The sequence below is a fragment of the Rhizocola hellebori genome (genome assembly GCF_016862955.1).
GTDB lineage: Bacteria > Actinomycetota > Actinomycetes > Mycobacteriales > Micromonosporaceae > Rhizocola > Rhizocola hellebori.
This window is the reverse complement of the sequence record NZ_BONY01000080.1, coordinates 1-14,013: the sequence shown is the minus strand read 5'-3', so window position 1 is coordinate 14,013 and position 14,013 is coordinate 1. Positions and strand designations below refer to the sequence as shown.

The 14,013-nt window shown below is 67.2% G+C and carries 13 protein-coding genes; 5 read left to right on the top strand and 8 right to left on the bottom strand.

Annotated elements, in window-relative coordinates:
- Window positions 1–10: 10 nt before the first annotated feature.
- From Rhe02_RS39710 to Rhe02_RS39695, 4 genes are read right to left on the bottom strand one after another with little or no spacing between them, the layout of a single operon-like run.
- Window positions 11–721 (bottom strand): hypothetical protein, encoded by a 711-nt coding sequence (locus tag Rhe02_RS39710; RefSeq protein ID WP_203913662.1) that lies wholly within the window; start codon window positions 719–721, stop codon window positions 11–13.
- Between the two features lie 28 nt (window positions 722–749).
- On the bottom strand, window positions 750–2,351 hold the full coding sequence (locus tag Rhe02_RS39705; protein WP_203913661.1) for a DUF885 domain-containing protein: 1,602 nt from the start codon (window positions 2,349–2,351) through the stop codon (window positions 750–752).
- A 9-nt stretch (window positions 2,352–2,360) separates the two neighbouring features.
- The gene (locus Rhe02_RS39700; RefSeq protein WP_203913660.1) at window positions 2,361–3,281 is read right to left on the bottom strand and encodes a nucleoside triphosphate pyrophosphohydrolase; all 921 of its coding nucleotides are present in this window, start codon (window positions 3,279–3,281) and stop codon (window positions 2,361–2,363) included.
- Window positions 3,278–3,982: a hypothetical protein gene (locus Rhe02_RS39695; protein ID WP_203913659.1), complete on the bottom strand. Its 705-nt coding sequence runs from the start codon at window positions 3,980–3,982 to the stop codon at window positions 3,278–3,280. Before Rhe02_RS39695 ends, Rhe02_RS39700 begins: the two co-directional genes overlap by 4 nt.
- Window positions 3,983–4,067: 85 nt before the next feature.
- On the opposite strand from Rhe02_RS39695, the gene Rhe02_RS39690 reads away from it, so the two are divergent.
- Window positions 4,068–5,249, top strand: coding sequence for a hypothetical protein (locus Rhe02_RS39690; RefSeq protein WP_239124350.1), 1,182 nt, complete (start codon window positions 4,068–4,070; stop codon window positions 5,247–5,249).
- On the opposite strand, the gene Rhe02_RS39685 is transcribed toward Rhe02_RS39690, so the two are convergent.
- From Rhe02_RS39685 to mfd, 3 genes are read right to left on the bottom strand one after another with little or no spacing between them, the layout of a single operon-like run.
- Window positions 5,214–5,489 (bottom strand): hypothetical protein, encoded by a 276-nt coding sequence (locus Rhe02_RS39685; protein ID WP_203913657.1) that lies wholly within the window; start codon window positions 5,487–5,489, stop codon window positions 5,214–5,216. The genes Rhe02_RS39690 and Rhe02_RS39685 overlap by 36 nt on opposite strands.
- Window positions 5,486–5,959 (bottom strand): methylated-DNA--[protein]-cysteine S-methyltransferase, encoded by a 474-nt coding sequence (locus tag Rhe02_RS39680; protein WP_203913656.1) that lies wholly within the window; start codon window positions 5,957–5,959, stop codon window positions 5,486–5,488. Before Rhe02_RS39680 ends, Rhe02_RS39685 begins: the two co-directional genes overlap by 4 nt.
- A 59-nt stretch (window positions 5,960–6,018) precedes the next feature.
- Entirely contained in the window at window positions 6,019–9,570 is a 3,552-nt protein-coding gene (gene mfd / locus Rhe02_RS39675) for a transcription-repair coupling factor (protein ID WP_203913655.1), read from the bottom strand.
- A gap of 109 nt (window positions 9,571–9,679) precedes the next feature.
- On the opposite strand from mfd, the gene Rhe02_RS39670 reads away from it, so the two are divergent.
- From Rhe02_RS39670 to Rhe02_RS39660, 3 genes are all read left to right on the top strand, one after another.
- Window positions 9,680–11,116 (top strand): M1 family metallopeptidase, encoded by a 1,437-nt coding sequence (locus Rhe02_RS39670; protein ID WP_203913654.1) that lies wholly within the window; start codon window positions 9,680–9,682, stop codon window positions 11,114–11,116.
- Window positions 11,117–11,178: 62 nt separating this feature from the next.
- Entirely contained in the window at window positions 11,179–12,162 is a 984-nt protein-coding gene (locus Rhe02_RS39665; protein ID WP_203913653.1) for an NAD-dependent epimerase/dehydratase family protein, read from the top strand.
- Window positions 12,163–12,171: 9 nt separating this feature from the next.
- Window positions 12,172–12,726 carry a CYTH domain-containing protein gene (locus Rhe02_RS39660; RefSeq protein ID WP_203913652.1) on the top strand — a complete coding sequence of 185 codons (555 nt, stop codon included), beginning with the start codon at window positions 12,172–12,174 and terminating at the stop codon, window positions 12,724–12,726.
- On the opposite strand, the gene Rhe02_RS39655 is transcribed toward Rhe02_RS39660, so the two are convergent.
- Window positions 12,698–13,174, bottom strand: a complete 477-nt coding sequence (locus Rhe02_RS39655; protein ID WP_203913651.1) for a GNAT family N-acetyltransferase — start codon at window positions 13,172–13,174, stop codon at window positions 12,698–12,700. The two genes, Rhe02_RS39660 and Rhe02_RS39655, sit on opposite strands and share 29 nt — an antisense overlap.
- Window positions 13,175–13,253: 79 nt before the next feature.
- Here Rhe02_RS39655 and Rhe02_RS39650 point away from each other — a divergent pair.
- The coding region (locus tag Rhe02_RS39650; protein WP_203913650.1) for a DUF222 domain-containing protein at window positions 13,254–14,013 on the top strand (760 nt) is incomplete at its 3' end.

Genomic DNA, 14,013 nt, shown 5'->3' with positions numbered 1-14,013 from the left:
GACTAATTGCTCAGCCTATCGAGGCCGCACTGGCACGCGGACGGAGGTCTGCTACATCTGCCCCGACCGGGAGCGAGAAGGCATCCTCGGCAACGCGCTTGGTCACCTCGATCAAAGCCTGGTCCACGTTGACGCCGCCGACCAGCCCCTTGAAGCTCGCGAGCACGCCCTCGGCGGTGACACACGCGGAAAAGGCGGGGCTGATCGCATCGGTGAGCCCAGAAACCTCAAGGCAGCTGGCCTGCTGACCGGCGATGGTGGTGTCGTGCGGCTCGACCGAGGCGCCCGGCTCGAGAGCCGCGACCTTGAGCAGGTCGACGACGACCGGGGCGGTGATCAGGCCGTGCTTGGTGGCCTCGGCGTAGGTCGAGGGCACGCCGGCACCGGCCAGCGTGATCGAGTTCACGTCGCACTTGGCCGGACGCGAGGTCGTGTTGCAGCTCGTCTGGTCACTCCCATGCACAAGGATCATTCCGCCTGGGTACCGGTAGACCGTGCGCGCCGGCGCGATCTGCTGCCCCACGCTCGCCTTGTATCCGCCCGCGAGCTGGTAGTCGGCGTGATAAAGCACGGATTTGCCGCGGTCGAGCTGAGTGGACATGTCGTCGAGGAGCTCGCCTCTTTCGATCGGAGCGGTGGCTTCATTGATCGCCTCGCATCCGCCTACGCCAAAAGCCGCCAGGCACAGGGCAGCAACAAGTCGGAGGGGGACGGCACGCATACGAGACAGCCTCTCATATCGGCGCTATTCAGATATTCAGCAGGCTACGTAGATGGCGTGGAGAGGGTGAGCCTTCAGCGAGCATGGCATCGTGCCACTCGCGCACCGACAGGTGCTCAGGGCGGGCCCGGCCGATCGCGCTGACCTCCGAATAGCCCACGAAATAGGTCGACAGCTGGGTCGAGGACAGCAAGGCCCGCCGCCATTTCCCGGCCGCCTCCCCCTCCTCCTGGAAGCCTCGCTCCAGCATGAGCGCCATCGCTTCCTCCTCGGTCATCCCCTCGCAGTGAATCAGCTGATCCAGCAGCGCATTGATGGTCATCCGCAGCTGCATCTTGAGCTGCTGTGCGCGCACCGGGACCCCGCCGTAGCCACGCTCAGCCATGATCTCTTCCGCGTAGACCGCCCACCCCTCGACGAACGGGCCGGAGAAGCCCAGCGCCCTTACCCGGCTCGACCCCCTGTGCCGCCGGGAGTGCGCCAGTTGCAGGAAGTGACCCGGCATCGCCTCGTGCACGGTCAGGTTGCGCACCATGTGGTTGTTGTACTCGCGATAGAACGACTCCACCCGCTGCTCCGACCAGTCCGCCGGGGTGGGCGCGATGCAGTAGAAGGTCGGAGTTCGCGCCGTCTCAAGCTCTCCGGGCGGGTCGCAGTAGGCCACCGCCACCCCGCGGGCGAACTCGGGCATCTCCTGGACCACCAAGGGATCGTCGATGAGCGTGACCAGCTCGTGCAGGCGCACGAAATCGGTCGTCTCCTCGATGCTCTCCTTGGCCAGTCTGACGATCGAGTCGTTGTCCGGATGATCGTCGGCCAGCTCGTCGAGCGCGGCCTTGATCCCGGCGGCGTCGCTTACCCCAAACACCTCGCGCAGCTGTGAGGTCACCCTTTCCAGGTTGTCCCACGCGCGCTGCAGCACCTGTGCCGCGGAAAGCTCGGTGTCCAGCGTGTACCAGAGCCGCGCCTCCCAGAGCCGGCGGCCCAGCCGCGGGTCGCGGCCGTCGCCGCGGGTGGCCCGCTCCGCGCACCACGCACCGAACTCGTCCAGCGCCTTGGCTGCCGCTTGCGCCGCGGGCTCCACCCGGCTCGCCAGCGAAGGCGCCTGCGCGACCAGCGGCGGCAGCTCGTCGCGGACCAGCGCGGCCGAGCCCGCGAACTGCTGGGCGGCGGTCTCCAGGTGGATCTGGGGACAGTCGCGCAGCACCGTACGCGCCACCGCCAGGGTGTCCGGGATCTTCTCCAGCCGTCCCGCGATCGACTCCAGCCGCTGCGCGACCGGAGCGAACTGGCGAGCCATCAGCGCGTGCAACAGCGCCCCGGGGTTGTGCTGCAAGGGATTCCACTCGTGCTGACGCAGCTCGGTCAGCTCGAAGAGCTGGCGGTCGACGAGATGGCTCAGGATCGCGTGATCCGTCCGCTCCGCGAGCGCGAGCCCATCGGCGTCCACTTGCGACAGCGCAACAGCCGCGTCGCGGAGCATGGCAGCCTGGGCCATGACGCCGTCCGGGGAGAAGTCAGGCAGCTGGTCATCAAACCGGTGATCTCCGGCAAACGAGGCGGCGGCCGGGCTCGACTCCAGCAGGGCATCGGCGATGCGCTCAGCCAGTGGAACAAACTGCTGTGGCATTGCGGGATTTTAGCTGGCGTCAATGCCTTCGGCATACCTGCGCAACGCCAGGCGAAGCTCGGCTTCGGCGTCGGTGTCGGGGGGCGCCTCGGCCACCAGCTTGAGCAGCCGATCGCCGAGGGCGCCTTCGCCCTCCGGTTCGGCCGCGCCGACCCGGCGCGCCTTCTCCAGCACCTTGTTCGCCAGGAGAAGTGCTGGTAGAGACCATGTCACACTATCCACAAAGGACAGCTGGGGCTTTTCCGCCTGCTTGATCCGTTCCCAGTTCTCGATGATCTCGGCGGTGTCACTTACCTCGAGGCCGCCGAAAACGTGCGGGTTGCGCCGCATCATCTTGTCCACGAAGTCGCCCGCGACGTCGTCGATGGTCCACGACTCGTCGTCGGGCAGCTCCTCGGCCATACGCGCGTGCAGGAGCACCTGAAGCAGCACGTCACCCATTTCCCCGCGCAGGGCGGCGTAATCCTCGGCGAGGATCGTGTCGTGCGCCTCGAACGCTTCCTCCAGCAGGTAGCGCGCCAGCGTCCGGTGGGTTTGTTCGCGCTTCCACGGGTCCTCGGCGCGCAGTCGGTCGATGACCGCCACCGCGTCGAGAAGCTTGGCGCCCGGCGGGTCCCAGGAGCCGTACATGAGTTCCAGCTCGGCCAGGGCGGGCTCACGGGCCAGCCGCATGCCGATCTCGCGGGCCAGCCCCTCATCTCCGGACGGGCTGGCGAGCCACACCACGGTCGGCTGCGCCTTCTCCAGCACAGCGTCGGCCGTTGGCGCGACGATCTGCACCTCGACCCCGGCGGCGTGCAGGGCCTGCGTTTGCGGCGTCGGCCTTTCCGCGAGCACCGGATTGGCCCGCACCAGGTCCCACGCCTGGGCCGTCAGCAGCCCGGCCGGCAGCCGTGGTGAGGTGACGAGAAGGACGACTCGCGCTGTCACCGGTCTTGAACTACCTCATTCGGCTGTCCCATCGACACTTCGAGGGCCGGGCCGTTCTGGAAGCTGAGCAGTGGGAAGGGCAGCTCGCCGTAGCGCGGGTTCACGGTCACGTCGTTCTCGCTGAACAGCTTGTCCAGCTCGTGCTTCACCGCGAGCTGAGTGGCGACCTGCTGGTCCTGCTTGATCTGCGGGGCGATCTGCTCGAAGGTGATCCCCGGGCCGACCGCTCCCGCCGCCAGCGCCTTGTCGTAGATGTCGCGCAGCTCGGCGTCGGTCGGGGTGGCCGGGGTGGTCGGCATCGCGAACACGCAGGCGAGCATCTTGCCGCGCAGCGCCACGAATTCGGTGTCGGCCATGTTCTTCGCCCACTCTTCGCCCTGTGCCGGATCTTTCGGCGCGGGCAGCGTCCCCACCACCTGCTCCGAGGTGATCGACCGCGGCTCGAAGGAGTTCTTGGCGCGATGATCCTCGCAGGTCTGCAGCAGCACCAGCGTCTCGACCACCGATCTGCGGTCGATCGGCTCGCTCTTGGCGCCCGTGGTGTCCACCGGCACGACCGTGCTGTTCTGCACGTCGGTGACGCGCTGCTCGGTGATCGCGGTGTTCCCCACATAGGCGGCGACCGCTGGCGACGACCGACATGCGGTCAGGCTGAGCAGGGCAGCGGCGAGGCCAATCGAGGCGGCGAGACGTTTGCGCACGCGCTCACTTTCTCACGAAGATGCTCTAGGGGAATTTTCAGGGTTAACTTTCACCTGCTCCACGGTGCACAATCTGCCCGTGACCATGCAGACGCTTCCGCGCACCCCCGAAGAGTGGGTGACCCTCGCCCGCAGCGGGCCGCGCCCGGATCAAGCGCCCGCCATGGTGAAGGTGATCTACCGGCTCTGGCTCGTGGCCTTCACCCTCAAGATGCTCGGCTCGACCTGGGACATGTCGTGGCACTTCAAGTGGCTGCGCGACACGGCCGCCCCGCCGCACATCCTCAACACCGTCGGCACGGTGATGGTGGTCGCGCTCGTGCTGTATCAGGCCCGGTTCAGCGTCGGCGTCGACAAGCTCGCCAAGCGGCTGATGGTGCTCGGCACGGCGATCTTCCTGATCGCCATCCCGATCGACATCCTCAACCACGAGATCAATGGCCTCGACATCACCGCCTGGAGCCTTTCCCACGCTCTTCTCTATCTGGGTACGGCGCTGATGCTGCTCGGCTGCGCCAGAGGCTATTGGATCTCGACCCCGCCCGGCCGCATCCGGACCATCGTCAGCGCCGCGCTCTGGGGCTTCTTCCTCGAAAACGTCCTGTTCCCCAGCCAGCACCAGGAATACGGCACTCTCTCCCTCGAGGCGTGGCGCAACGGCACCCCGACCGCCGAGCACGACCTGCTGAAGTTCGCCGCCGACCAGATCGGCCGCCCGATCGACGACGTCGCCGTCCAGGGCTTCGCGCTGCCCGTCGACTCCTGGGTCTACCCCGCCTGGATGGCCGGCGCCGCCCTGCTCACCCTCGTCGCCGCCCGCCACTTCATCGGTGCCCGGTTCACCGCCACCGCGATCGCCGGCGGCTACCTCGCCTACCGCGCGGTCGCCTGGCTGATGCTCACCGGCACCGCCTTCCCGCCGTCGCTGCCGCCGTTCTTCCTCTTCGCCGGCGCGGTCGCCATCGACCTGGTCTTCCTGGCCTTCGCCTACACCCGCTCGAAGGACTTGATCCCCTCGGACCGCCCGTCCTCCGCCACCATCGCTCCCAGCGTCACCACCCGCGCCTCCGGGCCGGGCCTGACCGCCGCCGCCGCTGCGGCCGTGTTCGGCGCGGCGCTGGCCACCGGCGCAGTCGCCGCAGCCGCGTGGCTGCAGGGCATAGTGATCGGCACCCCGCCCATCTACTGGCCGGCCTTCGCCTACGGCGCCATCGCCTTGGCCGTCTGCTGGCTAACCCTCACCCTCACCACCCGCAAACACGCCTAACCCGTCGGCGAGCCGCCGAAGGTACTGCGAGATCAAGGGATCCCCGGAGGAACGTTCGTCGGCGATGCGCAGCAGGATTTCTCGAAACTCGCGCGCATCGTCACCCGACAGTTCGTCCAGATAATCCCCCATGACCTGTTGCACCTCCACCGCGAAGCTCGGGGCAGCTTCTTCCTCGGTCGCTTGGTCCAGCATTTGAATGGCCGAGATCATGGCGACAATTACGGGGTCGAAGTTCACGAAGCAATGCCCCAGTCGAGTTGCATTTTTACGTTGGCCTCCAGCTCGAGGAGGATGCGTTTGCGTTCCAGGCCGCCGCCGAAGCCGACGAGTTTGCCGTCTGAGCCGATGATGCGATGGCACGGAACGATGACGGGCAGCGGGTTGCGGTTGCAGGCGGTGCCGACAGCTTGCGCGCCACCGGGTTCACCGACCGCTGCCGCCACATAGCCGTAGGACTTTGTTTCGCCGTAAGGGATGATCTGCATCTGCCGCCACACCGCCCGCTCGAATTCGCTGCCTCGCCGCACGGAGAGCGGGAGGTCGAAGTCGGTCAGCGAGCCGTCGAAGTAGGCGCGCAGCTGGCGGGCGGCCTCGTCGTCGCCGAGGGTGGCGTCCTTCTTCAGTCCGAAGTGGACGGAGCACACGCCCGTGTCGTCGAGCGCGTAGGAAAGCTCACCGATGGGTGAGTCGATGTAGGACCAGCGCATCGCTCCATGGTAGTCAGCAGAGCGGGGCGGACGATCGCGGTTTTCGGACATGGTAAGCGTTATGCCTCCCCGAGCAGGTCACGGAGGAGCTGGGCACACCAGTCCAGCAACGCTTGGTCACGCATGGGCTCGCCGCCGACACGGCGCGTCATCGGTGCGGGCACCGAAATCTGGTTCGTCGCCGTCTTGTAGACCGCATCCGGGTGGTACCGCTTGAGCCGCAACTGCTTGGAATCGGCCAGCTCGATCGGCGAGAAGCGCACATGCTTGCCCTGCAACGAAATCTCCGACAAACCGTAGCGCCGCGCGAGCAGCCGCAGGCGGGCTACCGCCACCAGGTTGGCGACCTGAGCGGGCGGCTCTCCGTAGCGGTCGGTGACCTCCGCGATGACCTCCTGCAGCGCCTCCTCGGTGCGTGCGGAGGCGAGCTTGCGGTAGATCTCCAGCCGCAGCCTTTCCGCCTCGATGAACTCCTCGGGCAGGTGGGCATCGATGGGCAGGTCGATTTTGACCTCGACGACCTCTTCGGCCTGGGTGCCGTCGCCCTTGAACGCCTGCACCGCTTCGCCGACCATCCGGATGTAGAGGTCGAAGCCGACGCCCTCGATGTGGCCGGACTGCTCGCCGCCGAGCAGGTTACCGGCCCCGCGGATTTCGAGGTCCTTCATCGCCACATACATGCCCGCGCCCAGCTCGGTGTGCTGGGCGATGGTGGCCAGCCGCTCATGCGCCTGTTCGGTCAGCGGTTTCTCGGGCGGGTAGAGGAAGTAGGCGTAGGCGCGCTCCCGGCCCCGCCCGACCCGGCCCCGGATCTGGTGCAGCTGCGCCAGACCGAGCAGGTCGGCGCGTTCCAGGATGAGCGTGTTGGCGTTCGGGATGTCCAACCCGGACTCGATGATCGTGGTGGCGACGAGAACGTCGAACTCCTTCTCCCAGAAGCCAACCATCACCCTTTCCAGAGCATCCTCGCCCATCTGGCCGTGCGCGACGGCGACGCGGGCCTCGGGAACCAGCTCGCGCAGGCGACGCGCCGCCTTTTCGATCGACTCGACCCGGTTGTGCAGGTAGAAAACCTGCCCGTCGCGCAGCAGCTCGCGGTGGATGGCGGCCGCCACCGTCTTGTCGTCGTAGCCGCCGACGTAGGTGAGCACCGGGTGCCGCTCCTCCGGCGGCGTATTGATCTGCGACATCTCCCGAATACCGGTGATCGACATTTCGAGCGTGCGCGGGATCGGCGTCGCCGACATGGTCAGCACGTCGACATTGGCCCGGATCTCTTTGAGCTTTTCCTTGTGTTCCACGCCAAAGCGCTGTTCCTCGTCGACCACGACCAGGCCCAACCGGTGGAAGCGGGTCGACTGTTGCAGCAATCTGTGGGTACCAATAACCACATCCACGCGACCATCGGCCGCCATCTCGATGGTCTCGGCCGCCTCCTTCGGCGTGGCAAAGCGCGACAGCTGGCGGAGAACGACGGGGAACTGGGAGAAACGCTCGGAGAAGGTGCTGAAGTGTTGCTGCGCAAGCAGTGTGGTGGGCACGAGCACGGCTACCTGCTTGCCGTCCTGCACGGCCTTGAAGACGGCGCGCACCGCGATCTCGGTCTTGCCGAAGCCGACGTCGCCACAGATCAGGCGGTCCATGGGTACCGGCTTTTCCATGTCGAACTTGACCTCGTCGATCGCGGAGAGCTGGTCGGGCGTCTCCTGATAGGGGAAGGCGTCCTCAAGCTCGCGCTGCCAAGGGGTGTCGGGTCCGAAGGCGTGCCCCGGGGCGGCTTGGCGGGCCGCGTAAAGCTGGATGAGCTGTGCCGCGATCTCCCGAACAGCCTTGCGCGCCCGCGCTTTTGCCTTCTGCCAGTCGGAGCCGCCCATCTTGTGCAGGGTCGGCGACTCCCCGCCCACGTAACGGCTCAGCTGGTCGAGGGAGTCGGTCGGCACGAAGAGGCGATCGCCGGGTTGACCCCGCTTGGACGCCGCGTACTCGATGACGAGATATTCGCGATCCGCCCCGTTTACCTTGCGCTGCACCAGTTCCACGTACTTGCCGATGCCGTGCTGCTCGTGCACGACGAAGTCGCCCGAGCGCAGCTCCAGCGGGTCGATGGTGTTGCGCCGGCGCGACGGCATCTTGCCCAGCTCGCGGTTGGTGCTGCCGCGGCCGCCCGAGATATCGGAACCGGTGAGCACGGCGAGCTTCGCCACGGGCGAAACCAGCCCGTGGGTGAGCGGCCCGGTAACGATGCTGACGCCCTGCGCGGCGATGGTGGCGCCCACGCTCGCCCCGATGCCCGCGTCGCGCAGCACCTCGGCGGCGCGCTGGGCGGGGCCGTGGCCGCCGAAGACCAGGGCCACCCGCCAGCCATCGGCAAGCCACGCCGCCACGTCCTGAACCACACGCTCGGTCTGCCCGTGGTAGACGGGGGCCTGGCCCGCGTCCAGGCTCACCACCATCCCGGTGTCCGGCGTGACATCCAGGTCAGCCTTGTCCAGCCAGGGCGTGTCGTCCGGCTTGGCCTCGGTTTCGGACAGGCCAAACGGAGAGGTTGTCCACCACGGCAGGCCCAGCGCCAGGGCATGCTCGCGGACCCCGGCCAGCGAGTGGAAGGCGGCGGCCCCCAGATCGATGGGCGCCTTGGCGCCGGTCGCCGCCGCGGCCCAGGACGCCTCCAAGAACTCGTCGCTGGTCCGCACCAGGTCGTGCGCACGGGTCCGGATCCGCTCCGGATCGGCAAGCAGGACAAGGGTTTCCGGGGGAACGCAGTCGAGCAGAAGCTCCATCGAGTCGCGGCCACGGTGCAGCGCGGGCCCGAGTGACTCCATGCCCTCGACCGGAATCCCCTCGGCCAGTTTGGTGAGCATCTCGGCCAGGGCCGGATGCTGCTCCGCAAGCTCCGCCGCGCGCTCACGGATGTCGGGGGTCAGCAGCAGCTCGCGGCAGGGCGGCGCCCACAGCCGGTCAACCTTGTCGATGGTTCGCTGGTCGGCCACGGAGAAAGTACGGATCTCCTCGACCTCGTCGCCCCAGAACTCCACCCGCGACGGATGCTCATCGGTAGGCGGGAAGATGTCCAGAATTCCGCCCCGCACCGCGAACTCGCCGCGTTTGGTGACCAGGTCGACTCGGGCGTAGGCCAGATCGGACAGGGTGCGGGCGATCGGCTCCAGCTCCTGGCTCTGGCCGGGCTTGAGCTCAACCGGCTCGAGGTCGCCCAGCCCCTTGAGCTGAGGCTGCAGCAGGCTTCTCACCGGCGCGACGATGACCCGCAGCTCCGCCTTTTCCGGATGCGCCAGCCTGCGCAGCACGGCCAGCCGCCGGCCGACCGTGTCCGAGCGCGGCGAAAGCCGCTCATGCGGCAATGTCTCCCAGCTCGGGAAAACCGCAATCTGCTCAGGCTCCACGAAAGCGGTAAGCGAATCGGCCAGATCCTCGGCCTCCCGGCTGGTCGCCGTGATCGCCAGCACAGGCCGCTGCCTGGCCGCGGTCGCCACGAGAAACGGCCTGGCCGCAACAGGCGCGGTGACGTCTAGCTCGGCCTGACCCGAGGCAAGCTGCGCCACCCGCTGCAAAGCCGGATCGGCGGCGGCAGCCTCTAGCAGTGCATTAAGCATCGTGGAATCCTTCGCGAGCGTCGGCCACGCCGAAATGCCCCGTTCCGGGTCGGAGACGGGGTGTCGCCACCAGCCTACCGCGCGCGCCAAGCTCGTTTATCGTGCACAGATGCGCCGCATCGCTCTCCTCATGGCCGCTTTCCTAGCGCTCGGTGCCTGCTCGCCCCTGACACCCCCCGCGCCCCTGCCCGGCCCGGCCACCGCCAGCCCGCCCAAAGGCCTCGATTACGCGCCTTGGCAGGCTGGTCAGTCCGTGCCGGTCGCCGATCCGCTCTACCCCCAGCACGGCAGCGTTGGCATCGATGTGCTCCACTACGGTCTCGACCTGACCTGGGAGCCGGCCGAAAAACAGCTCACCGGCGCGGCGACGGTGCGGATGCGCGCCAACACGTTCCTACCCAAGATCACGCTCGACTTCTCGCACACCTTCACCGTGGAGTCGGTGACCGTTGACGGGCTGACCACCGCTTCGAGCATCGCCGATGACAACCTCACCATCCCGGTCGCGCTGGCCAAGGATCGCTACGCCACCCTGGTGATCGTCTATCACGGCACGCCCGCGACAGTGCCTATGCCTTCGCACCGCAGTGACGCTGAGGGCCTCGGGCTCACCGTTACCCCGGACGGCTCGCTGTGGACGATGCAGGAACCATATGGCGCTTTCACCTGGTACCCAGTAAATGATCATCCATCGGACAAAGCGCTCTATGACATAGCCATCACGGTGCCCGAGGGCTGGGCGGGGATAGCCAGCGGGACTCCGGCCGGGCAGGCTGGAAACACCTTCAAGTACACCGCCACCGACCCGATGGCCAGCTATCTGGCCACGCTGGCCGTCGGCAAATACAAGAAGGAAACCGCGATCGGGCCGCACGGGATCCCGCTGACCTATTGGTACCGGCCCGGCATCGACGACGCGATGATGCCGGCCATCCGCAAAACCCCGCAGTACCTGGAGTGGCTTGAATTCCGATTCGGCCCCTACCCGTTCCCGAGCGCCGGAGTGGTGATCGTGCCCTCGAAGTCGGCGATGGAGACCCAGCAGCTGCTCACCATGGGCAACTTCAAGATGGAGCGCGCCTCCGACCTCGAAGACGTCCTCGTCCACGAATACGCGCATCAATGGTTCGGGGACGCCGTCGGCCCGAGCAACTGGAACGAGCTGTGGCTCAACGAGGGCTGGGCGATGTACATCGAGTCCCTCTGGTCCAACAACCGCGACAAGGTGAGCGACAAGTCCTGGGAGACCTGGGCACGGCAGCGCGACGCCGAGCTGCGCGCACAGTTCGGCCCGCCCGGCCATCCCCGGGCCGACAGCTTCGCCGAGTCGAATGTCTACATATGTCCCGCGTTGCTGCTGCACCAGATCCGCAAAAACATCGGCGAGGAGTCGTTCTACGCCCTGGGCAAGGCATGGGTTTCCGAAAGGCGCTTCAGCACCCAGGACAGGACCTCCTTTATCGCCTTCGTCAACCGCCACACCGGCCGCGACTTCACCCAGCTCATCCACACCTGGCTCGACTCCCCGCGAACCCCTCCGCCTTAGAAAACCTCTGCTGTCAGCGAATGTTGTTGGCTTCACGTCCGTCTACCGGTCAGGCTGGCGGCGTGAAGCTACTGATTCTCGGGGGAACAGCTCTCCTCGGCCGGGAAATAGCCCGCGCCGCCCTGGCCGCCGGCCACGATGTCACCTGCGCCGCCCGGGGCAGCGCCGGCGACCCGCCTTCGGGCGCGAATTTCGTTCAGGTTGACCGCAGCACGCCCGACGGTTTGTCCAAACTGGACGGAAACTTCGACGCTGTCATCGATGTCGCCCGCCACCCGAGCCAGGTCCGCGCCGCGGTGGCGACCCTGGCCAAGCGTACCGGCCACTGGTCCTTCGTCTCCACCTGTTCGGTGTACGCCGACGACGCCACACCGTTTCAGACCACGGAAGGCCCGCTGAAGGAAGCCGCCCCACCCGACGTCGACGAGACCGACATGCAGTTCTACGGCCAGTGGAAGGTCACCTGCGAACAGCTCGTGCTGGAAACCGGCCTGCCGGTCTTCATCGATCGGGCCGGGCTCATCGTCGGCCCAGGCGCGGCCGAGAACCGTTTCCACTACTGGGTTTCCCGGCTCGCCCGGGGTGGTGAGATCCTCGCCCCCGGTACCCCTTCCGACCACGTCCAATGGATCGACGTCCGCGACCTCGCCGACTGGCATGTGCGCGCGGCCTCCTCCGGCCAGACCGGCATCTACGACGGGATGTGCACCCCGATCACCCGCGGCGAATTCCTCGACGGCATCGCCGCCGCCGTCGGGGTCGCCCCCGAACTTACCTGGGTCGACCAAGATTTCCTTGCCGCGCAAAAGGTTGGCCCGTGGATGGGGGAACGCACCCTGCCCATGTGGCTGCCCGTCCCCGAATACGCGGGCTTCATGGCCCGCGACACCTCGCCCGCCTACGCCGGCGGGCTGTCACCCCGTCCGTTGATCGACACCGCGCGCGACACCTTCGCCTGGCTCGAAACCGATCCGGAGATCAATCGACGCGCCGGACTCACTCCTTCGGAGGAATCAGAGGTCCTGGCAGCCTGGCACGCGCGCTAATCTCGCGGTGTGATTGACGATGCGGTGAGCTGGGCGCGCCAGCCCGGCTCGGGCAAATACGCGAAGCTCGAGCGGGAAAGACGCTTCCTGCTCACCGACATGCCGGCCCAGGCCAAGGATCCGCGGCTCATCGAGGACCGTTATCTCGTCGGCACCCGCTTGCGCCTGCGCCGGGTCGAGGCCGACTCGCAGGTGGTCTACAAGTTCTGCCAGAAGGTCCGCCCCGACGAAGCCAACCCGTCCACCGTGGCCATCACCAACATCTATCTCGCCGAGGCCGAATACGAAAGGCTTCGCCAGCTGCCCGCCACGATCCTGCGCAAAACGCGCCGTCTCTGGCAGGTCGGCCAGCAGTCCTTCGCCGTCGACAAGTTCCACGGCGACCTGGCCGGACTCCTCCTCGCCGAAATCGAGCTGCCTGACCTGGCTCAGAGCCTGCTCCTGCCCGCACCGATCGGCAGGGAGGTCACTACGGACGATCGATTCAGCGGGGGGTACCTGGCCCACGCGACCCCGACCCAAAAGGAGCAACTGCTCACGCTAGCGCGTAGCGAAGCAAGGTAACCGGCTCACCCGCGGGCGTCACCCAATCGGCAACATAGCCACCCGTCTTGCGCCACCCCATACGCTCGTAAAGCCCAATGGCCGCATGCCTTTCCGAGTCCACCTCGAGGTCCAGGCCTCGCCCGTTCTCCACCGCCCAGTCCCGAGCCAGCTCAAGAAACCGAACCCCGAGCCCGAGCCCGCGATAGCCCGGCGACACAAACAACCGGCTCACCGTCGCAGACTCGCCCTCCACCGCCCCGCGCACCATGACATGCCCAGCGATCGCGCCAGCATCCCCAACCGCCACCCACGCCCGCAACATGTTCCGCGGCGTGAGCCAGCGCGCCGCGTCCTGCGGCCAGTGCCACGGATAGGCCTCAGCCTTATGTATCAACGCAAGCACCGCGACACAAGCCGCAACCTCATCCCCGCGCCGCTCCCGCACCACCACCGCGCCACCACTCACCCAGCGATCCTAATCGCTCACCCATCACCGCAAGATCCACGCTTCGGGAATTGTCGGTGGGTCCGGGTAGCCTCATGACGTGTTCGAAACGGGGGTTCTCGAGCGTTTGATCGCCAAAGCGCGTGCGATATCCCGGGCTCAGGCGGAGTTCTATGCCGAGGCGGTCGTAGTAGCGGATGCCACCCCTGTCGCCGAGTTCGCCGGGTTCGAGATCTCCTGCGCGCTGGTCTGGACCCAACGCGCCGCCGACACCCAGCTGGAACTGGCCGAGGCCATCGTGCGCCGCCTACCCGCCGTAAACGCCGCCCTGGCCACCGGTGACATCGACCTACCCAAAGCCCGCGTCATCGCCGACGCCGTCACCACCCTCAACCTCACCCTGGCCCGCACGATCGTGGCCCAGATCCTGCCCCTGGCACCAGGCTTGACCACCGGCGAGCTACGCAACCGCCTAGCCAAACTCGTCATCACCGCCGACCCCGAAGCCGCCGCCATACGCCGCCTCGCCCGAATCCGGCAACGCCGCGTCGAGCTGCAGCCCACCCAAGACGGCAGCGCCACCCTGCTCGGCCTGAACCTGCCCGCCGAAGACGCCCTAGCCGCGTCGAATCGGCTGACCGCGTTGGCCCGTGAGCTCAAACGGGCCGGAGACCCACGCAGCCTCGACCAGCTGCGGGCCGACACCTTCCTCAACCTGCTGCGAGGCAACACCACCAGCTCCCGGGCTGGTGGGGTGGAGCTGACCGGCGACCTGGAAATGCTCGCCCGCCTCACCAACAACCCAGGCAACCTCGCCGGCTACGGCCCCGTCATCGCCGACATCGCCCGCCAAATCGCCG

Coding starts and splice junctions, on each gene's coding strand:
- Rhe02_RS39710 (WP_203913662.1), bottom strand. CDS start 721: ATGCGTGCCGTCCCCCTCCGACTTGTTGCTGCCCTGTGCCTGGCGGCT.
- Rhe02_RS39705 (WP_203913661.1), bottom strand. CDS start 2,351: ATGCCACAGCAGTTTGTTCCACTGGCTGAGCGCATCGCCGATGCCCTG.
- Rhe02_RS39690 (WP_239124350.1), top strand. CDS start 4,068: ATGCAGACGCTTCCGCGCACCCCCGAAGAGTGGGTGACCCTCGCCCGC.
- Rhe02_RS39680 (WP_203913656.1), bottom strand. CDS start 5,959: ATGCGCTGGTCCTACATCGACTCACCCATCGGTGAGCTTTCCTACGCG.
- mfd (WP_203913655.1), bottom strand. CDS start 9,570: ATGCTTAATGCACTGCTAGAGGCTGCCGCCGCCGATCCGGCTTTGCAG.
- Rhe02_RS39670 (WP_203913654.1), top strand. CDS start 9,680: ATGCGCCGCATCGCTCTCCTCATGGCCGCTTTCCTAGCGCTCGGTGCC.